General features: G+C 65.0%; 20 protein-coding genes. 7 read left to right on the top strand and 13 right to left on the bottom strand.

Features of this window, described 5'->3' with window-relative positions; translation table 11 throughout:
• Nucleotides 1–7: 7 nt before the first annotated feature.
• On the bottom strand, nt 8–985 hold the full coding sequence (locus J2X45_RS13385) for a glucokinase (protein ID WP_310215550.1): 978 nt from the start codon (nt 983–985) through the stop codon (nt 8–10).
• Between the two features lie 216 nt (nt 986–1,201).
• Here J2X45_RS13385 and J2X45_RS13380 point away from each other — a divergent pair, with 216 nt between their 5' ends.
• Nucleotides 1,202–1,558: a PilZ domain-containing protein gene (locus J2X45_RS13380; RefSeq protein WP_310215548.1), complete on the top strand. Its 357-nt coding sequence runs from the start codon at nt 1,202–1,204 to the stop codon at nt 1,556–1,558.
• 244 nt (nt 1,559–1,802) lie between these two features.
• On the opposite strand, the gene J2X45_RS13375 is transcribed toward J2X45_RS13380, so the two are convergent.
• The 3 genes from J2X45_RS13375 to J2X45_RS13365 form a co-directional block, all read right to left on the bottom strand.
• Complete coding sequence (locus J2X45_RS13375) at nt 1,803–2,234, bottom strand: helix-turn-helix domain-containing protein (protein WP_310215545.1); 432 nt, start codon at nt 2,232–2,234, stop codon at nt 1,803–1,805.
• A 240-nt stretch (nt 2,235–2,474) separates the two neighbouring features.
• Complete coding sequence (locus tag J2X45_RS13370) at nt 2,475–4,007, bottom strand: response regulator (RefSeq protein ID WP_310215541.1); 1,533 nt, start codon at nt 4,005–4,007, stop codon at nt 2,475–2,477.
• A 293-nt stretch (nt 4,008–4,300) separates the two neighbouring features.
• Entirely contained in the window at nt 4,301–7,114 is a 2,814-nt protein-coding gene (locus J2X45_RS13365) for a TonB-dependent receptor (protein ID WP_310215538.1), read from the bottom strand.
• 471 nt (nt 7,115–7,585) lie between these two features.
• On the opposite strand from J2X45_RS13365, the gene queC reads away from it, so the two are divergent.
• The 3 genes from queC to J2X45_RS13350 all read left to right on the top strand — a co-directional run bounded on the left by queC (nt 7,586) and on the right by J2X45_RS13350 (nt 9,381).
• Nucleotides 7,586–8,314 carry a 7-cyano-7-deazaguanine synthase QueC gene (queC, locus tag J2X45_RS13360; protein ID WP_310215535.1) on the top strand — a complete coding sequence of 243 codons (729 nt, stop codon included), beginning with the start codon at nt 7,586–7,588 and terminating at the stop codon, nt 8,312–8,314.
• Nucleotides 8,311–8,943: a 7-carboxy-7-deazaguanine synthase gene (gene queE, locus J2X45_RS13355; protein ID WP_310215534.1), complete on the top strand. Its 633-nt coding sequence runs from the start codon at nt 8,311–8,313 to the stop codon at nt 8,941–8,943. The genes queC and queE overlap by 4 nt, the downstream gene beginning before the upstream one ends.
• Nucleotides 8,944–9,015: 72 nt before the next feature.
• Nucleotides 9,016–9,381 (top strand): 6-carboxytetrahydropterin synthase, encoded by a 366-nt coding sequence (locus J2X45_RS13350; RefSeq protein ID WP_310215532.1) that lies wholly within the window; start codon nt 9,016–9,018, stop codon nt 9,379–9,381.
• A 6-nt stretch (nt 9,382–9,387) separates the two neighbouring features.
• Here J2X45_RS13350 and J2X45_RS13345 read toward each other — a convergent pair whose 3' ends face one another.
• The 4 genes from J2X45_RS13345 to J2X45_RS13330 all read right to left on the bottom strand — a co-directional run bounded on the left by J2X45_RS13345 (nt 9,388) and on the right by J2X45_RS13330 (nt 13,005).
• On the bottom strand, nt 9,388–9,630 hold the full coding sequence (locus J2X45_RS13345; RefSeq protein ID WP_310215531.1) for a hypothetical protein: 243 nt from the start codon (nt 9,628–9,630) through the stop codon (nt 9,388–9,390).
• A 49-nt stretch (nt 9,631–9,679) separates the two neighbouring features.
• Entirely contained in the window at nt 9,680–10,222 is a 543-nt protein-coding gene (locus J2X45_RS13340; RefSeq protein ID WP_310215529.1) for a response regulator, read from the bottom strand.
• A gap of 158 nt (nt 10,223–10,380) precedes the next feature.
• Nucleotides 10,381–11,514 (bottom strand): chorismate synthase, encoded by a 1,134-nt coding sequence (aroC, locus tag J2X45_RS13335; RefSeq protein WP_310215526.1) that lies wholly within the window; start codon nt 11,512–11,514, stop codon nt 10,381–10,383.
• A 129-nt stretch (nt 11,515–11,643) separates the two neighbouring features.
• Nucleotides 11,644–13,005: a pectate lyase gene (locus J2X45_RS13330; RefSeq protein WP_310215524.1), complete on the bottom strand. Its 1,362-nt coding sequence runs from the start codon at nt 13,003–13,005 to the stop codon at nt 11,644–11,646.
• Nucleotides 13,006–13,211: 206 nt separating this feature from the next.
• Between J2X45_RS13330 and J2X45_RS13325 the strand changes: the two genes are divergently transcribed.
• Nucleotides 13,212–14,171 (top strand): GNAT family N-acetyltransferase, encoded by a 960-nt coding sequence (locus J2X45_RS13325; protein WP_310215522.1) that lies wholly within the window; start codon nt 13,212–13,214, stop codon nt 14,169–14,171.
• On the opposite strand, the gene J2X45_RS13320 is transcribed toward J2X45_RS13325, so the two are convergent.
• The 4 genes from J2X45_RS13320 to J2X45_RS13305 all read right to left on the bottom strand — a co-directional run bounded on the left by J2X45_RS13320 (nt 14,107) and on the right by J2X45_RS13305 (nt 22,632).
• Nucleotides 14,107–14,922, bottom strand: coding sequence for an EAL domain-containing protein (locus J2X45_RS13320; RefSeq protein ID WP_310215520.1), 816 nt, complete (start codon nt 14,920–14,922; stop codon nt 14,107–14,109). The genes J2X45_RS13325 and J2X45_RS13320 overlap by 65 nt on opposite strands.
• A gap of 196 nt (nt 14,923–15,118) precedes the next feature.
• Entirely contained in the window at nt 15,119–17,641 is a 2,523-nt protein-coding gene (locus J2X45_RS13315; protein ID WP_310215517.1) for a TonB-dependent receptor, read from the bottom strand.
• Nucleotides 17,642–18,022: 381 nt separating this feature from the next.
• Nucleotides 18,023–20,545 (bottom strand): TonB-dependent receptor, encoded by a 2,523-nt coding sequence (locus J2X45_RS13310; protein WP_310215514.1) that lies wholly within the window; start codon nt 20,543–20,545, stop codon nt 18,023–18,025.
• 257 nt (nt 20,546–20,802) lie between these two features.
• Nucleotides 20,803–22,632 carry a methyl-accepting chemotaxis protein gene (locus J2X45_RS13305; protein ID WP_310215513.1) on the bottom strand — a complete coding sequence of 610 codons (1,830 nt, stop codon included), beginning with the start codon at nt 22,630–22,632 and terminating at the stop codon, nt 20,803–20,805.
• A gap of 346 nt (nt 22,633–22,978) precedes the next feature.
• On the opposite strand from J2X45_RS13305, the gene J2X45_RS13300 reads away from it, so the two are divergent.
• Nucleotides 22,979–24,043, top strand: a complete 1,065-nt coding sequence (locus J2X45_RS13300) for a DUF2332 family protein (RefSeq protein ID WP_310215511.1) — start codon at nt 22,979–22,981, stop codon at nt 24,041–24,043.
• Between the two features lie 28 nt (nt 24,044–24,071).
• Here the strand turns inward: J2X45_RS13300 and J2X45_RS13295 are convergent, their stop codons facing one another.
• Complete coding sequence (locus J2X45_RS13295; protein ID WP_310216046.1) at nt 24,072–25,400, bottom strand: aspartate aminotransferase family protein; 1,329 nt, start codon at nt 25,398–25,400, stop codon at nt 24,072–24,074.
• A gap of 68 nt (nt 25,401–25,468) precedes the next feature.
• Here J2X45_RS13295 and J2X45_RS13290 point away from each other — a divergent pair, with 68 nt between their 5' ends.
• Nucleotides 25,469–26,140, top strand: coding sequence for a GntR family transcriptional regulator (locus tag J2X45_RS13290; RefSeq protein WP_310215508.1), 672 nt, complete (start codon nt 25,469–25,471; stop codon nt 26,138–26,140).
• The last annotated feature ends 54 nt before the right edge of the window (nt 26,141–26,194 follow it).

Raw genomic sequence — 26,194 nt, 5'->3', positions numbered from 1 at the left:
TCTGAGGTCAGCAGTCGAGGAACTTCACCTCGGCGGCCTCGTAACGCATGTCGCTTGCCGTGAAGAGACCCGATAGTCCCAGCAGCGTGCAGCGTCCGACGGTGAGATAGACCGGAATGTCCTTCAGATAGGCGCTCATCCGGCCCTTGTCCTCGAACCGGCGCGCGAAGGCCGCAGGGTCGAGAAGATCGCCGATCCGTTCCATGAGCGGGCTGTTGATATAGACCCCGCCGCGCGCGGCGAAGATCAGAGCCGCGTCGCCGGCGAAGGCGCCCAGCAGGGCGCTGAAGATCGAAACCGCTTCGCGCGCGGCCGCGTCTCCGGCACGGGCGCGCTGGATGATCCGATCGTCGTCATCCGCCGCGTCGCCGCCTAGGGCGGCGTAAATGTCGACCAGGCCCGCCTGGGAAAGAAAATGTTCCGCTGACACACGCCCATGCCGGGTCTGCAGCGCCTTGAAGACGGGGATCTCGCGGGGCTCGCCCGGCGTGAAGTCGATGTGGCCGCCCTCGCTGACCACAGGGGTCCAACCGTCTGTGCGATGCGGGGTCAGACCGGCGACGCCAAGGCCCAGGTTGGGTCCGATCACCGCGATCTGGGCGTTGCGACCCGGCTTGCCGTCGTGGATCAGGCGCATCGCCGACGGATCCAGGCGCGGCGCGCCAAGCGCGCACGCGGCGAAGTCGTTCAACAAAGCGACGCGTGGCGTCTTCAGCACCGCGCGCAGCCAGGCTTGGGTGACCGTGAAGTCGCCCGCCGTCAGTGCGATTGCGCCATCGATCTCAGGGCCCGCCCCGCAGACGGCGGCGCCGATCAGTTCTTCCGCTGCGTTGTCGGACAGGGCGTCGATCAGGTGTTGCTCGAGCGCTTTCAGGGAAGTGCAGGTAAATTCGCGATGCGTGCGAGGCGCGTCCCCAGGGGGCACGAGCGCCAAGGCGAGATCGCGACCGTTCACATCGGCGAGCAAGACCGATCCCTTGGCCATGGTGCCTCCTCCGCGCCGGCGTCTTTGGCCGGCTTGCGCGCCCCTCTGATAACAAGGGTCGCTGAGGGACCTTGGCCTGATCCTTCCCGTTGTGACAAGGCTGTCATCGACCCCTGAGGGACCAAACCTCAAATTGGGTGCGCGGCGACGTTAACCTTCACTACAAAAATCTTACTTCTGCACGGCCGATTAACTGCGTCGTGCGTTTATCCACCCATGGCGAAGAACGCGCCCGGCGCGGAACATGATCGACGAGCGGCTGTCCGCATTCAGACACAGAGGTCCGGCAAAGTTCTCTGTGGCGCCTTTGCGTGGGACTGCGTCATCCGTGATCTTTCCAGCCAAGGCGCGCGCGTGCAGATGCTGACGGGCGGCGGCGCGCCGACGGGACAGGGTCAGTTGGTGGATTTGGATGCGGGCTTGGCGCATGACGTGACCGTGGCCTGGCAACGCGAGCGCGAAGTCGGCATGCGCATCATTCGAACCTATGACCTGCGAGGGCTGGCGCCTGCGGCCGCCGGAACGGCGAAGCGGATCTGGAAAGCGTCGCGATCGGACATTCCGACGGGATGAAGTCTTCCGGATTCGACAGCGCGTCGAAAGCGGCGCTCATCGCTTTGCTCTAGAGCATTTTGCGAACGAAGTGGTTCCGGTTCGCGTGAAGAAAAATGCGTCAAAACAAAAGATTAGAGCTCACGGCCTGACGCAGTCAGGTCGTGAAATGCTCTAGACTAGGCTGGCTTGAGCGTAAAAAAACGGACCCCGACGAGCCGCCGAGATCCGTCTATGGGATTGTATCGTTCAGCGTAGGGAGGTCCTAGACCCCGTCGATCGAGGCCTCGTCAGCCATGGCCCGAACCAGGTCGAGCACTTGCCGGCGGACACGACCGCGCGCGATCCGCGGGAAAACCTCAGCCAGTTCGAGACCTTCGGGAGTTGTCAGGAATTCCTGCACCACCTTCTCGGCCCGCAGGCCGGCGTCGTCCATGTCCGCGCCGCTCATGGGATCGGCGAGCCCGTCGAAGAAGAACGATACAGGGACCTGCAACGTCTTGGCGATTTCGTAGAGCTTGCTGGCGCTCACGCGGTTGGCGCCACGCTCGTATTTCTGGACCTGTTGGAAGGTCAGCCCGAGGGAGTCCGCCAATTGTTCCTGGCTCACGCCCAGCAGCTTACGACGCATGCGGACTCGACCCCCGACATGCAGATCGACAGGGTTGGGGCGCCGGCCTTCGGTGTCTTCGCTCATGTTTCTTCCGCCTCCAACGGTTGTCCCTTGAAAATGACACGACCGTTACGTTGGTGGAAGCGAGCCCAACCTGGCGCGGCGTTACGTCGCGATGTCGACACTTCCTTCCCCGCATTGGAGGAAGGCTAGCGACCTCAATTGCGATTCGCCGCCAACCAGAGCTTGACCGGCGCCCGCGTGGCGCGAGTCGTCCGGCGTAGATTTCGCAGACGCTATGGGTTCGCCGCAGTCCGAAGGGACTCAGGCGGCGGCTTCGGCGCCGCTAGGGTCTTCGCCCGCCAGTAGGCTGTTGAGCACAAGGGCGAGGCGCTCAGGCTTGATCGGCTTTTCCACGACGTCCTGCATGCCGGCGGCCAGATACGTCTGCACGTCGGCCGGGTCGGCGTTGGCGGTCAGGGCCACGATCGGCGCGGAGCCGGACCGGCCGCCCAGTTCGCGGATGGCGCGGGTGGCGGCGACGCCGTCCATGCGCGGCATCTTGATGTCCATAAGGATGAGGTCGAAGCGGCCGCCGCGCGCCATCTCGACGGCCTCCACGCCATCGACAGCCTGCTCTGAGGTGCAGTCGAACATGTCGCAGAGCGCTTCGGCCACCATGCGATTGGTGGCGTTGTCGTCGACGATCAGAATATGCGCCGAGGGGCCGCCGACGGAATCGGTGGCCTCTTGGGTTGCGGCTTCGGCGGCGGCTGGAGCCAGGGACAAGCAGAATCCAACCGTCAGACCCGCACCGCGATTGGCTTCCGCGACCAGGCGGCCGCCCATCGCGCGAACGACACGCTGGGCCAGGGCAAGGCCCACGCCCAGGGCCATCTCGCTGCGATCCTGCGCGCCCACGGCGCCGAGCGGATCGTTGACGCGACGCACCCGGTCTTCGGCGTGTCCGCCAGCGTTGTCGCGCAATTGACAGTCCAGCAAGATCTGGTCGCACTCCGCGCGCGCGGACAGGCGCACCTCGGTCATGCCGCGCCCGGCCGAAAGGGCGTTCTCGACCAGGATGTCGATGACTTGCAGAAGGCGTTCGCCGTCGATCTCGACGCCGCATTCGGGGTCTCCATCGTAGGAGACCAGGAAGGTGGAGCCCCCTTCGCTCGCCCGGCTTCCCCACCGGGCTTCGACGACGTCGGCGAAATCGCGCAGTCGCGTGGGAACGGCGTTCAGGGACAGATCGCCGTTCACGGAGCGATGCAGATCCACGGCGCGCCCAACCGTCTCGCTCATATCGCGGCTGGTGTCGCCGATCGCGCGGACGAAGGCTGCGGCGTCAGGCGTCAGGCGTTGTTGTTCGAGGCGTTCGGTGATGGCGAGGACGCCGTCCAGGTGCGCGCCGATATCCACGGCCATCCGCTCGACCATGGCCATGGCGTCGTGCGCTTCGCGCTGGCGGCGTCGGTGAGACGCCAGCAGGGACGCCAGCCCGCCTACGCCAGCGTAGCGTCCGTCGGCGTCGACCGCGACGTAGGCGGTGCGGAAGATGGGGGTGGGGCTGTCGGCGAGGGCGTTGACGAACGTGTTGGCGTCCATGGCGACGGTCACCATGCGGGGCGACGCGTCCATGATCTCGGAGATCGGGCGATCGCCGAGGGCGGCGCCCGCGACCCGCATCATGCCCTGGAACACATCCCGATAGACGAGTCCCAGCGGCGCGCCGTCATCGACCACGGCGAGCGCGGCGATCGTCGGATCGGCGTCGAACATCGCCGCCACGGTCGTGCTGGAGCAGTCCGGCGCGATGGGGGCGAGCGGTTCGATCAGACGGGACAGCGTTTCCATACGGCGCTTCGTCAACGGCTTGGGATCTGCACCTTGCCCCGCCCGCCCTTGCGGAGTCGTTAAGGTGGTACCGCTCTCATCCTAGCGATCCGATTTGAAGGGATTTGAACGTCTGGAGCGTGACGCCGAAAGTGGGGACCAGCTTTGGTGCGAGTTACGCTCTAAGTGTTTGATTTGGAGCCCTTCTATCGCGTCAAAGCGATTGTTTCTTAACGCGCAAGGCTCTGGCGACGACGTAAAAAAGGGGGCGGCGGATAGCCCGCCGCCCCCCCTCAAGTTCTTCGGCGAGATCCCTACCAGGACTTGCTGATCGCGATCCCGTAGAGGCGCGGCTCGGCGGTGATCACGTTCGTGAACAGGCCAGAGCTGTCGTCTGTGGTGTAGGCGTCGACGATCGGAGTCTTGTTGCCGATGTTCTTGACATAGGCGTCGATGGCGAGGCCCCACTCGGGTTTTTCAACCTTCAGGGTGATGTTGCCGTTGTCCCAAGACTTCAGGGTGTCATAGGCGGTGTTGTAGACGCGAGCGAATTGCTTGCTCTGGCGGTAGTAGTCGCCGCGCAGCGTCGCCGACCACCCGTCGGACAGTTCGAACCTGTACTGAGCGCCGACCGAGGTGGTCCAATGCGGGGAGTTGGGCAGTTCATTGCCCGACAGATCCGCCGCCGTGCCCTCGATCGAATAGCCCGAGCCGTAGGTGTAGAGCCCGACGCCGTTGGCCAGGAACGCCGCCGTCGCCGCAGGAAGGCCCGCGCCGCCAGCCGCAGCCGGAGCCGCCAGGAAGCCTTGATAGGCCGCCGCGCCCGAGCAGGCGAAGGGCAGGGTCGCGCCGGCGCCAGCGCCCAGGATGGTGGCGACGCCCGCAGTGCTCAGCACGCAATTGGCGCCGACCGACGAGGCGTTCGGACCGACCTTCACCACCGTATAGGCTGGGTTCGACTGGGTGCGGTTCATGGTGTCGATCGAGCTGACTCCGGCGCCGATCTTGGTCTTCAGGTAACCGACGTTGGCGTTCAGGCGCAGGTTGCGGACCGGCGACCAGATCGACTCCAGTTCGAAGCCGTGGACCTTGGCGTCCACGTTCTCGTTCACCGAGGTCCGGTTCACGATCTTCGAGATCTGGTAGCCCTTGTAGTCATACGAGAAGGCGGTTGCGTTGAAGAGCAAGCTGCCGCCCAACATCGTGTTCTTCGTGCCGACCTCGATCGCGTTGACGAACTCCGGCTCGAAGGTCTGCTTGATGCCGACCGAGTTCGCCGGGACCCCCGGGTTGATGCCGCCGCCCTTGTAACCCTTGGAGTAGAAGGCATAGAGCAGGGTGTCGTCGGTGAAGCCCAGGTGCGCCTTGTAGTCGACGCCGGCCCGACCGGTGGTCTCGTTGAAGCGGGCGCGCTGGTCAGGGTTCGTCGGGTTCAGCGTCAGGCCGTAGCCGGGCGCAAGCAGAACGGTCGAGTAGTTCTTGACGGCCTTCTTGTCGCGGGTCTGACGCAGACCCAGGGTGAACTTCAGATCGTCGTTGACCTGATAGTACACCTCGCCCAGCAGGGCGTCGGACACGAGGTTATAGGGCGTCCGATTGTCATAGTAGTTGTGGCCGTCGCCGGTCGGATTGGCCGAGGTGTCGATGCCGATGCAGTTGGCGGTCGTCGCCGGGTTGCAGGTCGGATTGCCCGTGCGCTGGAAGTTCAGCGCCATCGACGACAGGGTCAGTGAATTGCCGATCACGTAGTAGTCGGTCAGCGTGCGGTAGGTGAAGTGGATGCCGCCCACCGTGAAGTTCAGCGGGCCGTCGAACGCCGACTGCAGGCGGAACTCCTGGCTGAACTGCTCAGAGCGGCCCGACGAGACGTCGATGGTGGTGAACTTGTTGGTCCGGCCCACCTGCGGGTCGGTGAAGAAGCCGCCCGGCGTGAAGGGCGTGTTGTTGAACGGCACCGTCGCGACGTTGCGGTTGTAGTCCTGCTTGGTCCAGACGTCGCCCTTGCCGTACGAGGTCATCGACGTGAAGGTCAGTTCGTCGGTGATGTCGTAGTTCAGGGTGAACTGGTAGGTGTTGGACTTCGACTGGTAGATCGGATCCAGCGAGGTCTCGATCTCGCGCAGGTTGGTCGAGGTGGTGTCGCCGGCGTTCACGTCACCCGAGGTGAAGCCGAAGATGTTGCCAAGCAGGCCTGTCAGCGAGCCCGACGTGTTCACCGTGCCATAGGCGGCCGGGGCGTACAGCGAGCCCGGGAGGCAGCCTTGGGTCAGGAACACGCGGGCCGCGCCAGTGGGCACGCCGCCGACCGTGGCCGGACCGTTGTCCTTGGTGCACAGCTGCTTGCCGGTCCGGGCGCGGCTGTCGTCTTCGTGGAACCGTTCCCACAGGAAGTTGGTGCGCAGCTTCTCGGTGGGATTGAACATGACCTGCACGCGGGTCGAGTACAGATCCCGGTCGTCGACCTTGTGGCCATTGAAGGTGTTGGTGACGAAGCCGTCGCGCTTCAGCGTGGTGCCCGCCAGACGGACAGCCAGCTTATCGCCGAAGATCGGCACGTTCACCATGCCGCGCAGCTTCATCGAGTTGTAGTTGCCGTACTCGGCGCGAACATTCGCCTCGAACATGTCGGTCGGCTTGGCCGTGATCACGTTGACCACGCCGCCGGTCGCGTTGCGGCCATAAAGCGTGCCTTGCGGACCGCGCAGCACTTCGACGCGCTCGACGTCGTAGAACTCCGCTTCGAACAGGTTGCCCGACTGCTGTGGGGCGTTGTTCATGTGGACGCCCACGCCCTGGTCGGCCGACGCGCCGACCGCCTTGGCGCCGATCCCGCGGATCTGGAAGTTGAAGCTGTTGGTGAAGTTGCTCTTGGCGAAGGTGACGTTTGGAATCGCCAGCTGCAGGTTGGGACCGCCGTCGATCTTCTGGGCTTCCAGGCTGTCCTGGCTGAAGGCGGACACCGCGATCGGCACGTCCTGTAGCGCTTCTTCCTTCTTTTGAGCCGTAACGACCAGCTCCTCGATGATCGTCGTGTTCTGTTGGGCGAACGCGGGGACGGCGAAACCGGAGATCGCGACCGCCGAAGCGCCCATGATCAATAGGCTCCGCATACGCAGAGTTTGCGACATTGAATTCCCTCCCTGAACGCAAGCGGCGCCTTATGGGTGGAGCCTGCGAGCGTCGATGTTTCCTCGGCGCCGTACTGTTTTCACCGCGTGGGCGTACGGCGAGCCCCTCGCAGCATTGGGAGATTGCATACTTGCGTTTGAAGGCTGTCAACTGGCCAGAGTGTAAGTGAACAGCGATAGGTTATGCCTTTTCACTTTCCGGGAGGCCCTGTTCTCCTGCTGCGGGTAAGTTTCCGCACGATTAGAAGAAGCGGTTTGTGATTTCCCTTGCGGAAGTCTGCCCCCGGATATGGCCAATAGGTCATTCACAGCGAGATGTGCCGGTAGTTCGTGGGCGAAAGAGTTCGTTTCTTTTCGTGGGCTGAGTATCGCCTGAGTCGCGGGGCGGCGCTTCGGATGGTTCCGGGGGCGACTGACCTCGTGTAGAGGGAGGGCCATGTTCCCCCTTTTCATGGACATCGAGAGGCCCGCATGAGCGCCCGTGAACGCCAGGCCGCCCTGGTTCTGTTCTCCGGCGGTCAGGACAGCAGCGTCTGCCTGGCCTGGGCCTTGTCGCGTTATGATCGCGTCGAGACGGTCGGCTTCGACTACGGCCAGCGCCATGCGGTCGAGATGGAGGCGCGCCAAGCGGTGCGTCGCGAGATCGCCGCGCGGTTTCCAGACTGGGCGCAGCGGCTGGGCGAAGACCATGTCCTGGACATCCGAAGCTTCGGCGCGGTGGCGCAATCTGCCCTCACCGCCGATCGCGCGATTGAGATGACGGAACGCGGGCTGCCCTCGACCTTCGTGCCGGGGCGCAACCTGGTGTTCCTGACCTATGCGGCGGCCCTGGCTGATCGGCGAGGGATCGACGCCTTGGTCGGCGGCATGTGCGAGACTGATTTCTCGGGCTATCCCGACTGTCGGCGCGACACACTGGACGCCATGCAGGCGGCGCTGAACCTGGGCATGGATCGGGATTTCCGGATTGAAACACCGCTGATGTGGCTCACGAAGGCTCAGACCTGGGGGCTCTCCAAGCAACTCGGCGGGGAGACGCTTGTCCGCCTGATCGTCGAAGAGAGCCATACCTGTTACCAGGGGGAGCGCGGTCAGCTTCACCCCTGGGGGCATGGCTGCGGGACGTGTCCCGCGTGCGAACTGCGCGAGAAGGGCTACGTCGAATGGGACGCGGCGGGGCGTGAGGCGCTGGCCCAATGACCTATTCGGTCAAGGAGATCTTCCTCACCCTGCAGGGCGAGGGCGGACAGGCGGGCAAGGCCGCCGTGTTCTGCCGGTTCTCAGGCTGCAATCTCTGGAGCGGGCGCGAGCAGGACCGGGCCAAGGCGGTCTGCACGTTCTGCGACACCGATTTCGTGGGAACCGACGGCGAGAATGGCGGCAAGTTCGCGACGGCCGATGATCTGGCGGCGGCCGTCGAGGCTCAGTGGACCGGCGGTCCGGACGATCGCCTGGTGGTCTGCACCGGCGGCGAGCCGTTCCTGCAGCTGGACGAAGCGGCGATCGTGGCCCTGCATGCGCGCGGGTTCCAGATCGCGGTCGAGAGCAACGGCACGCTCCAAGCGCCGCCCGGTATCGACTGGATCTGCATAAGCCCCAAGGCCGACGCGCCCGTCGTCCAGACATCGGGTCAGGAGCTAAAGCTCGTTTTCCCGCAGGAAAAGGCGATGCCCGAGCGCTTCGCCGATCTGGATTTCGAGCGGTTCTATCTGCAACCGATGGACGGACCTGACCGCGACGCAAATACGCAAATGGCTGTGGCCTATTGCCTTTCGCACCCACAATGGCGTTTAAGCGTCCAAACGCACAAATATCTCGGCCTGCCCTGACGGATAAGGCGCGCGACTTGGTGACAGGGTCGTTGCGCTAGAGCCTCCCAGGCCTAGTCAAAGAAGCAACAGATGAAGCCCGTCTTCGAGATCACGAAGGCCGCGTATTTCGACGCGGCTCACTACATTGAGCAGGGTCCGCAGGACCATCGCTATCGCAAGCTGCACGGTCACTCGTTCAAGGTCGAGGCCAGCGTGCGGGGCGAGATGCTGGAGGCCGGTTGGGTGGCGGACCTGGACACCCTGGACGTGGCTCTGAAGGCCGTCGCTACGGAACTGGATCACGGGTTGCTGAACGACAAGCCGGGTCTCGAGGTGCCGACGCTGGAACGTCTCTGCCTCTATTTCGCCGAGCGCCTGAAGGTCCGGTTCCCGGGGCTTTCGCGCGTGGTGCTGTCGCGTCCGACGATCGGCGAGACCTGCTCACTGTCGCTGTAAGCGGGCCTATTCTTCCTCGTGGCGATGATCGGCGAGATTGCTCTTGTCGCTGTCGCCAGGGATGATCGCCTTTCCGGTGGCGACGACGGCCTTGCCGCCGACCTTGGCCGCGCCCCCCACAACGGCGCCGGTGACGCCGATCGCCGTTCCGGCGACCGTGCCCACGGCTGCTGCGGCCATGCAGCCGGCTTGAGTGAGGCATAGACCGCCCAGAACAAGAGCGATCGGAACGAGGCGACGAGGGATCATGACGGTGCTCGTGAAGGGGCTGTTCACCATCTTGTAGGCCCGTAAAGGTTTACAGTCTCCGCGTCGGATGGTCGTGCCCTGCGTCCAGGTCGTCCAGGTAGAACGCCCCGCCGTCCTCCGCCCGGCGCCGGGGCCCGGCGTACCGTGGATCATCACGTCGCCGACGGTCTGGCCCGAAGTAGTCTCCGGCCCGAACAAAGGGGCGCGGATTTTCGATCAGCAGGGTCAGGCGGTGCACCAAGCCGCGCGCGGTGATGGGCTTGGCCAGGAACTCGTTGACCCCAGCGTCGCGGGCTTCCCGCACGCGACGTTCGGTCGAGTGGCCGGTGATCATCACGATCGGGCAGAACGGGTTGGGGCTGTCGGGCGAGCGGCGCAGAAGGTGCACGAACTCAACGCCGTCGAGGCCGCTCATCGTCAGATCGGTCAACACCACGTCGATATGGGTCGAGCGCATGGTCGTGAGCGCTTCGGCCCCGTCCACCGCTTCATGGATGTGACGCACGCCGATGGCGCGCAGCATCTCGATCAGCAGGATGCGCATGTGCTGGTTGTCTTCGACCAGCAGGATCTTCAGGAGGTCGAACCGCACGCCAAGCCTCCCCACCGCCTCGCATAGCACACTTTATGCGGGCGCTTTGAGCCGCCATCGTTTCTGTAGGCTGGAGGCTTACTCGCGCCTTTGGCCACCGGTCAAGCCGGCGACCCGGCATATCGGGTACGCTTGGCCGTTGCGGGCTATCTCTGGTTTCACAAGCTTTCCGGGTGGCGGCCTGCGCCAAGCCGGAAGTGCTCGCCTCCGGTCTGACCACGATGACGCAGGAAGGCGTCGGCAAGCACGCAGGCCGTCATCGCTTCCACCACCGGTACGCCGCGAATGCCCACGCAGGGGTCGTGGCGGCCCTTGGTGCGCAGCTCGATCTCCTCACCGGCCTCGTTGACCGTCTCGCGGGGGATCAGGATGGAGGAGGTCGGCTTGAACGCGACGCGCGCGACGATCGGCTGTCCCGTAGAGATGCCGCCCAGGACGCCACCGGCATGGTTGGACTGGAACACGGGCTCGCCGTCCGCCCCCATCCGCAGCGTGTCAGCGTTATCCTCGCCCGTCAGGGCGGCGCTGTCGAAGCCGTCGCCGATCTCCACTCCCTTGGCGGCGTTGATCGACATCAGGGCGGCGGCGAGTTCGGCGTCCAGCTTGCCATAGAGCGGCGCGCCCCAGCCGGCCGGAACACCCGTGGCCTCGACCTCGACAACAGCGCCGGTCGACGAGCCGGCTTTGCGGATCTTCTCGAGGTGCTCCTCCCAAACCGGCACAACGGCCGCATCAGGGGACCAGTAAGGGTTCTGTTCGGTCTGGGCCCAGTCCCAGTTGGCGCGATTGATCTTGTGCGGACCGATCTGAACGAGGGCGGCGCGCACCGTCACGCCGGGGAGGATCAGCCGGGCCACCGCGCCGGCCGCCACGCGCGCGGCGGTTTCGCGCGCCGAGCTGCGGCCGCCGCCACGATAGTCGCGCACACCGTACTTGGCGAAGTAGGGATAGTCAGCGTGGCCGGGCCGGAAGGCCTGCGCGATCTCCGAATAGTCCTTCGAGCGTTGGTCAGTGTTCTCGATCATCAGGCTGATCGGGGCGCCGGTCGTGCGCTGGCCGTTCGAGCGCTCGTCCTCGAACACGCCAGACAGGATCCGCACCGCGTCCGGCTCCTGGCGTTGGGTCACGAACTTGCCATTCCCCGGACGGCGCTTGTCGAGGAACACCTGGATCATCTCCGCCGTGAGGGCGATCCCCGGAGGGCAGCCGTCGACGACGCAGCCCAGCGCCGGGCCGTGGCTCTCGCCCCAGGTGGTGACGCGGAACAGGTGACCGAAAGTGTTGTGCGACATGGGGCGGCTTCTAGCGGAAAGCGCGCGGGGGGGCAAAAGCCGCAAAGATCCTCCCCCTAGCGGGGGAGGTGGCGCGAAGCGCCGGTGGGGGAAGGCCTAAGGTCGGCAGAACTTCCCTCTCTGTGGGGTCTACCCCCGAACCTTAGCCGCGTCGGCGAGATAGAGCTCCAGGTTCGTCCACCCCGAACCGTCGTTGGCCGGCGCCGCGCCGTCGGCGGTCTTCGGGTCGAGGCCTTGCGCCTTTTCCCAGGCGTCAGGCATGCCGTCGCCGTCGGTGTCGGCTGGCGCCTTTCCGACGGGTAGTTCCGGCCAGCCGCCGACGTCGGTCTCGGTGTTGATCACCTTGCCCTGGCGGGAGCGCACGCCCTCGACGATCCGCCGGTCGACCGGGTCGCGCCAGACCGAGGCGCCGGCGTCGGCCAGGACACGCTGATAGGCCTTGTCGGCGCTCTCGGGTGAAACCGGCGCCACGTCCAGCGGCGTAGCGAGACGATAGCCGGCGGGTTCCGGGATCGTGAAGGTCACCAGGCTCCAGGGATCGGCCGGGATCACGCCATCCATACTGTTGCCGGCGAAGTAGCCCTTGGCCTCCAAGTTGCTCTCCTGGAAGATCACGCGCTTGCCAGTGTCGGGACCGGGGACGTAGGCGTTGTCGACGAAGTTGTAGGCCGCCCGCGTGGCCTTGTCGGCGTTGTAGCCGGCATAGCCCTTGCCCCAGTTGTAGAAGACGTTGGATCGGAAATCGAACAACGGACCGATCGGGTCCTTGTCGGGCCCGTCGTAGTTCCCCGGGCGCGGCATGCGGGCCACGTGGTTGGCCCACAGATTGTGGTGAAAGCTGATCCGGCTGCCCTGGCCGCCGCGGATCAGGCTGCCATACCCGTGGTCGCCCTTGACGTGGATCGACTTGGCCAGGCTCTCGGCGATGATCGACCACTGGACCGTCAGGTCATGGAAGCCTTGGCCCGGCTCGCCGTAGCGGGCCGAGGCCGACAGCGTTTCGTCCACCGACCAACTGGCCGAGACGTGGTCGAGGATGATACGGCGCCCGCCGCTGATCCAGATCGCGTCGCCCTCGACCTTGCTCTCGGCGCCCAGGCGCGAGCGGATGAACCGGATCACGACGTCATCGGCGCCGATCACCAGGGTCTGGTCACGCAGGGTGATCCCACCGCCCGGCGCGGTCTGGCCGGCGATGGTGATACGCGGATTGCTGATCTTCAGCGGCGATTTCAGTTGGATCGTACCGGCGACGTCGAACACGACCGTGCGCGGGCCCTTGGCCTCGACCGCAGCGCGTAGCGAGCCCGGGCCGGAGTCATTCAGATTGGTGACCTTAAGCACCGCGCCGCCGCGCCCCCCAAGGCTGAGGCGTCCCGCGCCTTCAGCGCCTGGAAAGGCGGTGACTTCGCTGGCGCGGGCGGGGCCGGCGGCGAGCAACGCCAAGGCTAGCGCGCCGGTGGCTGCGAAAAGGGAGCGGCGGTCCCGCATGGCGTTTCCTGTTCGAAGACGTCGGCGATCGAGCCGCCGTTAGGTCGATGCCGAAAATGCCGGGCGGGCATCACTTTGTCCACCGGTGTCATTCTTCCTCCCCGCTGCGGCTCGATTGGGACACACCGTTACGCGCGACGAGGAGACTTGCGGGATGGGTTATTCCATAGCTAACTATATAGCGCGCTATGAAATGGAGCGGGGCGATGGGCGTTGATCTTCTGGCCGGTTTGGGCGTCGGATTCCTGGGCAGCCGGCTCAAGCGCCTGGCGGAGCGGATGCAGGCTGACGCCGCTGAGGTGGCGCGCTCGTTGGATCTGCCCGTGCAGCCAGCCCAGATGTCGCTCCTCATGGCGATCCGTATGCACGAGCCGATCTCTGTGGGCGAGCTGGCGGAACGGCTGCAACTGGCGCAGCCGACGGTGACGCGGGCGCTGGGGCCCCTGGAGCGCGAAGGTTTCGTCGAGATCCGTCGCGTACCGGGAGACCAGCGCACCAAGCGTCTGGCCTTCACCGACAAGGGACGAGCGCTGATGGCCCGGATCCAGTCTGAACTTCTGCCGCGCATTGAACCGGCGGCGGCCCAGTTGGTCGCGTCGCTGAATGGCGATTTCATGCTGGGGCTGTCACGGGTGGAGGCGCGGTTGGCCGAGCGCTCGCTGTTGGCCCGCGCCGACGCGGCGGGTCGTCCTACGATGTGGACGCGCGACTTCTCCGACGACTTGGCGGAGGCCTTCTATCGGATCAACGCCGAGTGGATCGAGGAGATGTTCGCGCTCGAAGAAAACGACATCGACCTGCTGTCGAGGCCCCGTGAACTGATCCTGGAGAAGGGCGGGGCGGTGCTGTTCGCCGAGACGGCGGCGTTGGGCGTTGTGGGGACCTGCGCCCTGATGGTCTCGAAGGACGACTGGGTTGAACTGACCAAGATGGGCGTGCTCAAGAGCGCTCGCGGGCTCAAGGCGGGTGAGTTCCTGCTCGCAAAGACGCTGGAACGCGCCGCGAGCCTGGGAATGGACAGGATCTACCTGCTGACCAACCGCAAATGCGAGGCCGCCATCCACCTCTATGAGAAGCTAGGCTTCGTCCACGATGCGGAGATCATGCAGAAATTCGGGGCGCGCTATCAGCGTTGTGACGTGGCGATGTCGTATCGCCCGCGATGATCGCGTTCAGGTCCGGCGTCGCCAGACCCTGGAAGACCGGCTTTGCGATGACGTAGCCCTGGACGTAGTCCACGCCTAGATCGCGAAGCGCCGACAGCTCATCGATCGTTTCGACGCCTTCGCAGACCGTCAGGATCTCCAGTTCGGCGAGCATCTTCACCAGGTGCGAGACGATCACCCGCTTGCCGCGATCGCTGTCGACGCCGCGGATTAGCTCCATGTCCAACTTGACGATGTCGGGCTGGTACTTGGCGAGCAGGTTGAGGCCTGCATAGCCCGCGCCGAAGTCGTCGATCGCGGTCTTGAAGCCCATGGCGCGATAGGTGCGCAGGATGTTCAGCACGTGCTGGATATCTAGCTGCTCGTTCTCGGTGAACTCGAAGATCAAGCGATTCAGGGGAAAGCCCGTCCGCATGGCGGTCGCCAAGGTCAGGCGAATGCAGGCGCGCGGCTCATAGACCGCGTTCGGCATGAAGTTGATCGACAGGTTCGCGCCCGTCTGGGGGAGCTCCAGCGTGGTGGCCAGCTCGATGGCCTTCACGCGACACTGCTGGTCGAAGACGTAGCGGTTCTGGTCCGAGATCGTCGACAGCACGGTTCCTGCGCCCTGACCCTCAGCGCCGCGCGCCAGGGCCTCATGCGCGAAGACCGCGCCAGACGACAGCTGCACGATCGGCTGAAAGGCCATCGAGAAGGGCGTCTCGAAATCCTGGCCATCGCGGCATCCGCTGCAAGCTTTGGACATGATCATTCCCTGAAACGCGATAAGGCGCCGAGCATCGCAGGAAAGAATGAAGCGAGGCTTAGTTCGCCTGCGACAACCTGGCGGCTCTACGAGGTTTGGCGCGATGCGCGCGCCCAGACACGCCGACGCCGGCGGGGGAGGGCCCGCGCCGGCGTCTTTAAGGCTGTGGCCGAGACGCGTGAACGTCTCGGCCGGTTCTGTCTTAGAAGCTGTAGCGCAGCGTCGCCGAAGCGGTCCGGCCCAGGAAGGCGCGGCCGAGGATGACGCCGGTTGCGGGGATCGCGGGCTGCTCGGAGTCGATTAGGGCCAGTTGGTTGAACAGGTTGTTGACGTTCAGCATCAGCTCCACGCGTTCGGCGGGGCGGACCTGCACGAAGGCGTTGACCAGTTTGTAGCCGGGCAGCTTCAGCTGGTTGGCGTCCTGCGCGAAGCTGCTGGTGGTGCCGATCACATTCGCGCCGAAGGTCACATGCTTCAGCTCGATTTGCGGTGTCACCGAGTAGATGAAGTCGGCCTGGTGACGTGGCGTGTTGCCGACGAGCTGGGGACGGAGGGCGTCGCTGGCGATCTTGGCGTCCGTATAGGTAGCGCCGGCGTTCACACTGAACGGGCCCTTGCGAACGGTCGCTTCCAGCTCGACGCCCTTGGCCTCGTAGCTGCGAACGATGTTCAAGACCTGAGCCGTGCCATCGGCGCCGCTGACGATCTGGACGTTGCGCTCGCCGGTCTTGGCCGAAAAGCCCGTGACGTTGAAGGTCAAGCCCGAGATCCGGTACTTCAGGCCCAGCTCGGCCTGCTTGACGGTGTCGTAGGCGCTCTCGTCGTCCACAAGCTTGCCGGTGCTGTAGTTGACCGCCGGCGTGAACAGGATCTTGTCGGCCGAGGCGCGCCCGCCGCGGCTGTAGCGACCGAAGACGGCCAGCTGTTCGGCGATGCGGTAGTTCACGCCCGTCGAGTAGCTGAGGTATTTGTAGTCGTAGTCCACGTGGCCCGGCTGGCCGAGGGGCAGGTACGAAACCTTCGTTTCCGCCGTCGAGATCACGCCGTCGCGGTTCATGTCGAAGGATGTCGTGCCAGGACGTCCGCCGCCCAGTTCGGCGCCGAACAGCGTGCCGCGGACTTTACCCATGTCGTAGCGCAGGCTGCCGCCCACGGCGATCTTGCCGATGTGATAGTTGATCGATGCGTAAGGCGCGTTGACGCCGTAGTTCATGTCGTAGTTGCGGCGGAAGGTGTTGCCCAGGCCATACGAGGCATAACCGTCCTGCGTGTAAGGTACGCCGGCCGCCGTCCTGGTGTTGATCAGCGTGGCCTGGCCTTCGCCGGCGACACTGGCTAGGACGTTGAGGAACGTTAGATCTGTCGCGTAGTCCTGGGACGAGGCGTAGAACCCGGCGGTCGTGGTGAGGGCGCCGCCATTGATGTCCCACACGCGGCTGGCGCGGATGTCGTTGGTGACGTTGTTCAGGCTCTTGATCTTGGTGTCGAACTGCAACGAGGAGGTCAACAGCCCGTTGCCGTTCAGGGTTGCGGGGCTCGATATAGCCTGACCCGCCTGCGGTCCCGTGGCGAAGCTGAGCGTGCTACCCGCCCCGCCATTGGCCACCGCTAGAACCGCCGCCTGATTCACCGCGATGGGGCGAATGGTAAGATTGCTGCCGCCCACGTCGGAGAAGCGGAACTTCTCGGTGATGGTCCAGCCGTTCACATCGAACTGAGCGTCCAGGCCCACCGACTTGACCACGGCATGCTGGCCGCCGCGCGCGTCGTCTTGGGCCAGATTGTTGTTTTCATCCAGCTTCAGGATGTTGGTGGTGTAGCGCGACAGCAGCGAGTCGGTCTTCGGGTTGAAGTTGGCGAGCGCGCTAAACGTCGGGTCGGCGTTCGTGCCCGAAACCTTGATGGGAACGAACTGAAAGTTGGGCGTGCGGTCGTTCAGATACTTGCCGTAGACGCGCACATAGCCGTTGCTGAACGTCTTGGTGAGGTTGGCCTTGATCTGCCCGCCCTTGTAGGCGGTGTAGCCGACATCACGCGGGCCTTCGCCCTGACGGTAGAAGCCGCCAACATGGAAGCGCAGGGTGTCGCTGATCTTGCCGCCGTAGTCGCCGTCGAGGCGCTTTTCGCCGTAGTTCAGGCCATAGGTCCCCTGGACCGCGCCGCCTTCGGTGTCGCCGGTCTTGGAGATCAGGTTGATCACGCCGCCCGGCGAGTTCGACGCGAAGGTCGAGGCCGAACCGCCGCGGATCGTCTCGATCTGCGAAAGGTTCAGGTCGGCCCGCATGAACATGTCCGGGGTGAACTGGTACATGTCGCCGAACTCGAGGACCGGCAGGCCCTCTTCCTGCAACTGAACGTACTTCGAGCCGGCGCCCGACAGGGGCAGGCCGCGGATCGAGTAGTTGGCGTTGCCCTCACCGATCGCGTACTCGGCCCGGATGCCGGGGATGTTGCGCAGCACTTCGCCCAGCGAGCGGGCGCCGTAGGTCTCGAACTCCGAAGCGCGCAGGGCGCTGGTCGAGGTGGCGCTGTCGAGGCGGTCGCGGCCCTTGGCGACGCCGGTCGAGAACACAGCTTCGCCGCTCGCCTTGCCGCCGGCGCTTTGGACGGCCTTTTCAGCTGCGGGTTTAGCCCCATCGGCGGCTTCAGCGCTCAGCGCCGCTGCGGTCGCCGAGGAGAACATCAAGAGAGGCGCGATCGCAGCAGTTGCGAGCAGGTACTTCATGAAGGGCTCCGTACGTCTCTGTATGTGTTGTGTAATTTGATCAGATATTGGGGTTCCGATTATAACGATAAGGTAAATCTGGACTTATGCTTTGCCGCGCGCGGGTGCGACATTGTGTCCGCATTTCTACTTTTTATTTTGACTCAACCTTGTTCGGGTTGCGCCGCTCAGGCGTGAATATTCTGGCTCGTCGCGGCGATGGCGACTGATAGCCAGCTTCAGGGGGGGGCTGCGCTTGGGTCTGGGCTTCTATCTTGTCCGCGACCTCGCGGGCGGGCGCTTCGGTGTCGCCGATCGTCGACCCCAGCTACCCAAAAAAGCAGCGGCCGGGACGCTTGCGCGTCCCGGCCGCATTGGTTCTAGAGCTTTAAGTGCAGCGTCTTAGAAGCTGTAGCGCAGCGTCGCCGAAGCGGTCCGGCCCGCATAGGCGCGGCCCAGGATGACGCCGCTGGCCGGGATTGCGGCCTGCTCGGAGTCGGTGAGCGCCAGCGTGTTGAACATGTTGTTGACGTTCAGCATCAACTGCACGTTCTCAACCGGACGGATCTGCACGAAGGCGTTGACCAGGGTGTAGGCGGGCAGCTTCAGCTGGTTGGTGTCCTGCGCGAAGCTGCTGGTGGTGCCGATGACGTTGAAGCCCACCGTGGCGTTCTTCAACTCGACCTGAGGCGTCACCGAGTAGATGAAGTCCGCTTGGTGGCGCGGCTTGTTGCCCTTGTACTCCGGATGGAGGACGTCGCTGGTGATCTGGGCGTCGGTGTAGGTGGCGCCGGCGGTCACGCTGAACGGACCCTTGCGGACGGCGGCTTCCAGCTCGACGCCCTTGGCTTTGTAGCCACGCACGATGTTCTCGACGCGGATCGAGCCGTCGGCGGCGCTGTTGACCTGGAGGTTCCGCTCGCCGGTCTTGGCCGAGAAGCCCGTGACGTTGAAGGTCATGCCCGAGATCCGGTACTTCAGGCCAAGTTCCGCCTGCTTCACGGTGTCATAGGCGCTTTCGTCGTCCACCAGCTTACCGGTGTTGTAGTCGATCGCCGGGGTGAACAGCAGCTTTTCGGCCGAGGCGCGGCCGCCGCGGCTGTAGCGGGCGAAGACGGCCAGCTCTTCGGCGACGCGGTAGTTCACGCCGGTCGAGTAGCTGAGGTAGTTGTAGTCGTAGTCGACGCGGCCCGGTTGACCCAGCGGCAGTGCGGCGGTCTTGGTCTCCGCGAGCGAGATCACGCCGTCGCTATTCATGTCCTTGGAGATGACGCCCAGGCGACCGCCGCCCAGCTCGGCGCCGTACAGCGTGCCGTCAACCTTGCCCATGTCGTAGCGCAGGCTGCCGCCCACGGCGATCTTGCCGATGTGGTAGTTGATCGAGGCGTAGGGCGCGTCGACGCCGTAGTTCACGTCGTAGCTGCGGTGATAGAGCGCGCCGCCGATGCCATAGGCCAGCATGCCGTCCTGCGTGACCGGCACGCCGGTGGCCGTGCGCACGTTGACCAGCGAGGTTTGTCCGTCGCCGTTGACGTCGGTCAGCATGTTCAGGAACGACCAGTACGAACCATAGTCCTGTGACGACTTGTAGTAGCCGACCGTGGTGGTCAGGTTGCCCTCGCCGACCTTCCAAACGCGGCTGGCGCGCAGATCGTTGGTGACGTTGTCCAGGCTGTTGATATCGCTCTTGATCATCAGCGACGACGTCATCAGGCCGTTGCCGTTGAGCGCCGACGGGTTCGCAATCGCCTGTCCGCGCTGCGGACCGGTGGCGAAGCTGAGCGCGCCGCCGACGCCGCCGTAGGCGAAGGTGAGCGCCGCCGCCGGAGCCACGGCGATAGGGCGCACCTGCAGGACGCCGCCCGAGATCTTCGAAATGCGGAACTTCTCGCTGATGGTCCAGCCGTTCAGGTCGAACTGCGTGTCGAGGCCGATCGAGGCGACCTTGGCGCGCTGGCCCTCGCGGACGTCATCGCGAGCGATGTTGTTGGCGCTGTCGAGCGTGAGGATGTTGCCGGTGTAGGGCGACAGCAGCGAGTCGGTCTTGATGTTGAAGTTGGTCGGGCTGCTGAAGGTCGGATCGGCGTTCGTGCCGGTCACGCGGATCGGAACGAACTGGTAGGACGGCGTGCGGTCGTCCATCAGTTTGGCGTAGACGCGGACATAGCCGTTATCGAGCGTCTTGGTGAGGTTGGCCTTGATCTGGCCGCCCTTGTAGGCGGTGTAGCCGACGTCGCGCGGGCCTTCGCCCTGGCGATAGAAACCGCCAACATGGAAGCGCAGGGTGTCGCTGATCTTGGCGCCGTAGTCGCCGTCGATGCGCTTCTCGCCGTAGTTCAGGCCGTAGGTCCCCTGGACCGCGCCGCCCTCGGTGTCGCCGGTCTTGGAAAGAAGGTTGATCACGCCGCCCGGCGAGTTCGACGCGAAGGTCGAGGCCGAACCGCCGCGGATCGTCTCGATCTGCGCGAGGTTAAGGTCGGCGCGCATGAACATGTCGGAGGTGAACTGCAGCATGTCGCCGAATTCCAGGACCGGCAGACCGTCTTCCTGGAGCTGGACATACTTCGAGCCGGTGCCCGACAGCGGCAGGCCGCGGATCGAGTAGTTCGCATTACCTTCACCGCCCGCGTACTCGGCGCGGATGCCGGGGATGTTGCGCAGCACTTCGCCCAGCGAGCGGGCGCCAAAGGTCTCGGCGTCCGTGCCGCGCAGTGCGCTCGTGGAGGTGGCGCTATCGAGGCGGTCGCGGCCCTTGGCGACGCCGGTCGAGAACACCGCTTCGCCGCTCGCCTTGCCGCCGGCGCCTTGAACGGCCTTCTCGGCTGCAGGCTTGGCGCTCTCGGCGCCAGCGCTCAGCGCCTCAGCGTTCGCCGAGGAAAACATCAGAAGGGGCGCGATTGCGGCGGTGGCAAGCAGGTATTTCATGAGAGAGCTCCGTATTTCTACTTATATTTTATGTGGCTTCAGATGATGTTGGCGGATCGAGTATAACAATAAGGTAAATCTGGACTTATCAGCCGCGACCTTTAGGTGCGACAATGTGTCCAAAATACTATCGTTATACTTGCTATTGCATCCCTCGCTCGAGCTTTACGAGCGCGAGCGCGCAGGCTCGGGCGCCGTATGGCGCCCGACTGGACGTCAATGCAGTGTCGTAGGGCGCGGGGGGCGCGCCGCCGAGATCAGCCCCGGCCGGCGCCGGCGACCCTCAGGCCGCGCGCAGCCGGAGCTGAGGCTTGGCCGAACTCCGCCGAGCGCAGCCGGAAGCGGGCGACCAAGGTGGCCAGTTCGTCGGCCTCCCCGGCGAGGCTGCGCGCTGCAGCGGTCGCCTCTTTCACCATGGCCGCGTTCTGCTGGGTCATGCTGTCCATGCTCGCGACGGCGCTGCTGACCTGCTTCAGGTTGTCGGCTTGGGTTTCGGTGTTGTGCGCGATCTCGTTGATCAGCGTGTTGGTGTCGCCGATCTTCGAGCCGATGAGGGTGAGCATCTGGCCGGTGTCGCCGACCCGGCGCACGCCGCTGGCCACTTGTTCGGACGACGTATGGATCAGCGTCTTGATGTCCCGCGCCGCATCGGCCGAACGCTGAGCCAGCGCGCGAACTTCCGAGGCCACGACCGCGAAGCCCTTGCCCGCATCGCCCGCCCGGGCGGCTTCGACGCCGGCGTTCAGCGCCAGCAGGTTGGTCTGGAAGGTGATGCTGTCGATCAAGTTGATGATCTGGCTGATCTCTTCCGAGCTGGTCTGGATGGCGTCCATCGCCGAGATCGCCTCGTTGACGATCGCACCGCCGTCCGCAGCATTACCGTTCGCGACCTCGATCGCGGTGCGGGCGTCAGCGGCGCGCTGCGCGGTCTCGCCCACCATGACGGTGACCTGCTTGGTCGCTTCGGTCGTTTCCTGCAGGCGCGAGGCCTGCTGTTGAGTGCGGCGCGAGAGATCTTCGGAGGCCGTGTAGATCTCGGCGGCGCCTGAGCGCACGCTCTTGGCCGAGCGCGCCACGCCGGAAATGCTCTGCTCAAGACCTTCCACGGCGCTGTTGAACGACTGACGCAGGCGTTCGTATTCGGGCTCGAACGGGTTGCTGATGACGTGCGTCAGGTCGCCGGACGCCAGAGCGGCCAGGGCCGTGTCCAGCGTTTCCACGACGCGACGCTGGGCCGCCTCGGCGCCGAGCTTAGCGCGGTCGGCCTCAGCCTTGGCGCGATCGGCTTCTTCCTTGGCGCGGTCGGCCTCGGCCTTGGCCAGGGCGGCGTCACGGAACACGAGCACGGCGCGCGCCATATCGCCCAGTTCGTCGCCGCGGTTGGCGTCGACCACGATGTCGTTGTCGCCGCGGGCCAATTGGGTCATCGCTGCGGTCAGCGTCGTGATCGGACGTGCGATCGAGCGGCTCAGAATGCGCGCCGCCAGCATCGCGATGGTGATCAGCGCAATCCCGCCGATGGCGAGGGCGGCGATGGCGGTGACGATCGCGGTCTGCTGACGGTCGCCGTTCTCAGCGATATGCTTGACCTCGGCGTTGCGAACTTCGCGCAGCGGCAGCACGGCCGCGCTGACCAGCACCTTCTTGCCCGCGTCGCGGACTTCCTGCTGCGCGGCGTCGCGCTGGCCCGACTTCACGACCGCGATCAGACGGTCGCCCCAGTCCTTGCGCCAGGCGAGGGTCGCGGCGCGCGAGTCCTCGATGTGCTTGAGCATCTCGGGATCGGTCAGCGTGGCGGACAGCTTGGCCGAAACCTGATCATACTCGTCCCGGCCCTCGTAGTAGGACTTCAGGTAGGTGTCGTCGCCAGTGACCAGATAGCCGCGGAACTGGCTGTTCTGCCGGAGAATGGCCGTCTCGAGCGCCAAGGCGTCGGCGTGAATCTCTTGGCTGAGATTGTTGTTTTCGGTCGAGGCGCGGATCATCAGGATCGTCGCCAGGAAGACGACCATCATGATGGCTGCAGACACGCAGATGAAGACGAACGACAGGCTGAGCTTCTTCGGAATGTTCATATCGGTCGTCATCGTTCCACTACTCTCTGGCCGATCAGCTGCAGGCCCCGGGGCGACATCGGATCGTTCTCGACGTGTTTGTCTCAAACGGTGAATCGACCCGTGGGAAGCTGGCATCAAGAGCTAGACAAGAGTGATTGCTCGGGTCTTAACGACGTTTGGCGTGTGCCCAATCTGAGGGCGCGACATAGTGTCGCCAGAAAGATCGATCGTAATTTATACGGCCTTAACGGGCGGCGCGCTTAGGTCGCCACGGCCACAACTCCAGAAGAAGCCAAAAACAGGGACCCGGTGTCATCTGGCGCCGATACTTGGAAACTGATCTGTCCCACCTTCCGGGACGTGTTTCTCGCGTGGATTGTATTTCATGAAGATGCTCGCAGCTGGCGCCAAGTATGAGTTCGCGCGCCAGGCGGAAAAATGCCGCTCGACGGGCTCTGACTTTGTCGCCGCCGTTCTGGAGGCCGTCGATCGCCAGCTTCCGCTGGCGCCGCAAAGCAGGAAGATGGTCGAGAGCTGGCGCGGGGACCCTGCGGCGGCCGCCGTCGCGATGCGCGTCAACGGCGCGCTTCACGCACTCGCGCGTCGCGGAAAGCCGCAATATCTCGCCGATCTCTACAGCGGTGAGCATGACGATTTCGACGGCGCGATCGCTGAGGCGCTGGCCCAGGAAGACCAATTCATCGCCGACTGGATGCGCTACCCGACCCAGACCAACGAAGTCGCCCGGGGCGGCGCGGTCATGTCGGCGCTGATGGCGGTTGCGGCGCAACGGCCGATGCCCTTTCAGATCCTGGAGCTTGGTTCCAGCTGCGGCCTCAACCTCAACCTCGCCCGCTACGCCTATCAGCTAGGGTCGGTCGCGGCGGGCGACGCTGCGTCGCCGGTTCATATCGCCCCCGTCTGGCGCGGCGCGGATCCGCCTTTCGCCTCCGTAGAAATCGAATCCGCCCAGGGTGTCGATCTCAGCCCCCTCAGCGCCCTCGACCCCTCGCATCGCGAGCGGCTCTTGTCTTTCACCTGGGCTGACCAACCCGCGCGCTCACAGCGGCTCGAGGCCGCTCTGCAGATCGCCGTCGATCATCCGCCCAACGTCCATCGCGGCGACGCCAAGCTTTGGCTCGCCCAGCGTCTGGCGGAGCGGCAACCCGAAGGCGTTTGTCGCACCGTGGTCCACACGATGTTTATCCAGTATCTCAGCGATCGAGAGCGCCAAGGCGTCGCCAGGATGATGGCCGCCGCCGGCGCGGGCGCGACGGCTGATCGGCCGCTCGTCGAGATCGGTCTTGAGTGGACGCCGGATCGCCGGGAGGTTCAGCTGCGCTGCACGCGCTGGCCCGACGGTGACACGACGATCCTGGCTGTCTGCCATCCCTACGGCGATTGGGTCGAGTGGCGCGGCTTCCCGGGCGCCACGTCCTAGCGTCTGTCCATCCTTAGGCGCGGCCCGCCTAGTTCACCTTCGACAACACGGCGCGGATCGTTTCCGCCATGCGGTCGATGTGGTCCTTCTCCAGGATCAGGGGCGGCGATAGGGCGATGATGTCGCCTGTCACGCGGATCAAAAGGCCTTCATCGAAGCAGGTCTCGAAGACCTCCATCGCCCTGGCCGTGGGTGCGTCAGGGCGCGGTTCAAGTTCGATCCCGGCGACGAGCCCCAGATTGCGGACATCCACGACGTGGCGGGCGTCGGCCAGGCTGTGCATCGCGTCCTGCCAGTAACCCTCCAACCCGGCGGCTCGCGCAAAGAGATCGTCCTCGTGGTAGGTCTCCAGCGTAGCGAGGCCAGCGGCGCAGGCCAGCGGGTGGGCTGAATAGGTGTAACCGTGGAAGAGCTCGATCGGGGCGTCCGCGCCGTCCATCATCGCATCGTAGATCTTGCCGGACGCCGCCACCGCGCCGCAGGGCACGGCGGCGTTGGTCAGGCCCTTGGCCATGCAGATCAAGTCAGGTGTGATCCCGAAGCGGTCGGCGGCGAACGGCGCGCCGACCCGGCCAAAGCCGGTGATCACCTCGTCGAAAATCAGCAGGATGTCGTGCTTGTCGCAGATCGCCCGCAGGCGCTCCAGATACCCCTTCGGCGGGATCAGCACCCCGGTCGAGCCCGCCACCGGCTCGACGATCACGGCGGCGATGTTGGAGGCGTCGTGCAGCGCGACGATCCGCTCCAGATCATCAGCCAGATGCGCGCCGTTCTCGGGCTGGCCCTTGGCGAAGGCGTTGCCCGGCAGGCCGTGGGTGTGGGGCAGATGATCGACGCCGGTCAGCAGGGACCCAAAGTACATCCGGTTCTTGGGGATGCCGCCCACCGAGATGCCGCCGAAGCCCACGCCGTGATAGCCGCGCTCGCGCCCGATCAGCCGGGTTTTGGTCCCCTTGCCCCGGGCGCGGTGGTAGGCCAGCGCGATCTTCAGCGCCGTGTCGACCGACTCCGAGCCCGAGTTTGTGAAGAAGATCCGGTCCAGGCCCTTGGGCGTGATCTGCGCCAGGCGCGAGGCGAACTGGAAGGCCAGCGGGTGGCCCATGTTGAAGCAGGGGGCGTAGTCCATCTCGGCCGCTTGGCGCTGGATGGCTTCGCGGATCTTGGGTCGGTCGTGGCCCGCATTGACGCACCAGAGGCCAGACGTCGCGTCCAGGACCTCGCGGCCTTCAGGCGTGCGGTACCACATGCCACTGGCTGATGAGAGCATGCGCGGATGGCTTTTGAACCGCCGGTTCGGCGTGAACGGCATCCAGAAGGCGTCTAGGTCGTTGGCGCCGAAATCAGGCATGGGCAGGATCCTTGCGAGCGCTTGCATTGTGATCGCAATTGAGGGTCAACTGGCAAGGCCTTCTTGGAAGATGACGCATGAAGACCCGCCGGCCGCTCGCCGATTCAACAGCCGTGCATGACCAAGTGTACGAAGCGATCCGGCAGGCGCTGATCACGGGTCGGATTGCGCCGGGCAAGGGCGTCTCCCTCCGGAGTCTCGCCGCCGAGCTGGGGGTTTCGCCCATGCCTGTGCGGGACGCGGTGCGGCGGCTGGTGGCCGAGCGGGCCCTGGCGATCAACCCGGCCAACAAGCGCCTGTCCGTGCCGTCGCTGACTGCGGATCGCCTGGAGCAGCTGTCTCTGGCGCGGCTCTGGGTCGAGCCTGAATTGGCCGCGCGCGCTGTGACGCGGGCGGACACCGGGCTCGTCCGCCAGCTTCAAGCCATCGACGCCGACCTCGACGAGGCGCTGCGGCTGGGCGATGTCGACCGTTACATGGCGGCCAACCACGCATTTCACTTCGCGCTGTATGAACGCGCGGAAGCGGACGTTCTGCAGGCCATGGCGGGCGGGCTCTGGCTACAGATCGGACCGTTCATGCGCGTGGTGTTCGGCCGTGTCGGCGCCGACGTGCTGGTCGCTGACCGCCATGCCGAGGCGATCGAGGCGGTCAGGAGCGGCGACGCAGAAGGCGCCCGTCGCGCCATCGCTGCTGACCTATCCGAGGGCATGGATAAGATGCGTATCGCCGTCGAGGCGATCGCCTAAGGCGAGCGCTTGACACGCCGCCTGATGCAGAAAACTGTGATCACAGTATTATGG

The organism is Caulobacter sp. BE264 (assembly GCF_031457805.1).
In the GTDB taxonomy this organism is placed as follows: Bacteria; Pseudomonadota; Alphaproteobacteria; order Caulobacterales; family Caulobacteraceae; genus Caulobacter.
This window is presented reverse-complemented; position numbering and strand designations above follow the sequence as displayed.

Excerpts from the sequence above, each read along its gene's own strand:
- J2X45_RS13370 (WP_310215541.1), bottom strand. The coding sequence starts at position 4,007 with ATGGAAACGCTGTCCCGTCTGATCGAACCGCTCGCCCCCATCGCGCCG.
- queE (WP_310215534.1), top strand. The coding sequence starts at position 8,311 with ATGACCTATTCGGTCAAGGAGATCTTCCTCACCCTGCAGGGCGAGGGC.
- aroC (WP_310215526.1), bottom strand. The coding sequence starts at position 11,514 with ATGTCGCACAACACTTTCGGTCACCTGTTCCGCGTCACCACCTGGGGC.
- J2X45_RS13310 (WP_310215514.1), bottom strand. The coding sequence starts at position 20,545 with ATGAAATACCTGCTTGCCACCGCCGCAATCGCGCCCCTTCTGATGTTT.
- J2X45_RS13290 (WP_310215508.1), top strand. The coding sequence starts at position 25,469 with ATGAAGACCCGCCGGCCGCTCGCCGATTCAACAGCCGTGCATGACCAA.
- J2X45_RS13385 (WP_310215550.1), bottom strand. The coding sequence starts at position 985 with ATGGCCAAGGGATCGGTCTTGCTCGCCGATGTGAACGGTCGCGATCTC.
- J2X45_RS13345 (WP_310215531.1), bottom strand. The coding sequence starts at position 9,630 with ATGATCCCTCGTCGCCTCGTTCCGATCGCTCTTGTTCTGGGCGGTCTA.
- J2X45_RS13375 (WP_310215545.1), bottom strand. The coding sequence starts at position 2,234 with ATGAGCGAAGACACCGAAGGCCGGCGCCCCAACCCTGTCGATCTGCAT.
- queC (WP_310215535.1), top strand. The coding sequence starts at position 7,586 with ATGAGCGCCCGTGAACGCCAGGCCGCCCTGGTTCTGTTCTCCGGCGGT.
- J2X45_RS13305 (WP_310215513.1), bottom strand. The coding sequence starts at position 22,632 with ATGACGACCGATATGAACATTCCGAAGAAGCTCAGCCTGTCGTTCGTC.
- J2X45_RS13380 (WP_310215548.1), top strand. The coding sequence starts at position 1,202 with ATGGCGAAGAACGCGCCCGGCGCGGAACATGATCGACGAGCGGCTGTC.
- J2X45_RS13330 (WP_310215524.1), bottom strand. The coding sequence starts at position 13,005 with ATGCGGGACCGCCGCTCCCTTTTCGCAGCCACCGGCGCGCTAGCCTTG.
- J2X45_RS13350 (WP_310215532.1), top strand. The coding sequence starts at position 9,016 with ATGAAGCCCGTCTTCGAGATCACGAAGGCCGCGTATTTCGACGCGGCT.
- J2X45_RS13320 (WP_310215520.1), bottom strand. The coding sequence starts at position 14,922 with ATGATCATGTCCAAAGCTTGCAGCGGATGCCGCGATGGCCAGGATTTC.
- J2X45_RS13315 (WP_310215517.1), bottom strand. The coding sequence starts at position 17,641 with ATGAAGTACCTGCTCGCAACTGCTGCGATCGCGCCTCTCTTGATGTTC.
- J2X45_RS13325 (WP_310215522.1), top strand. The coding sequence starts at position 13,212 with ATGGGCGTTGATCTTCTGGCCGGTTTGGGCGTCGGATTCCTGGGCAGC.
- J2X45_RS13365 (WP_310215538.1), bottom strand. The coding sequence starts at position 7,114 with ATGTCGCAAACTCTGCGTATGCGGAGCCTATTGATCATGGGCGCTTCG.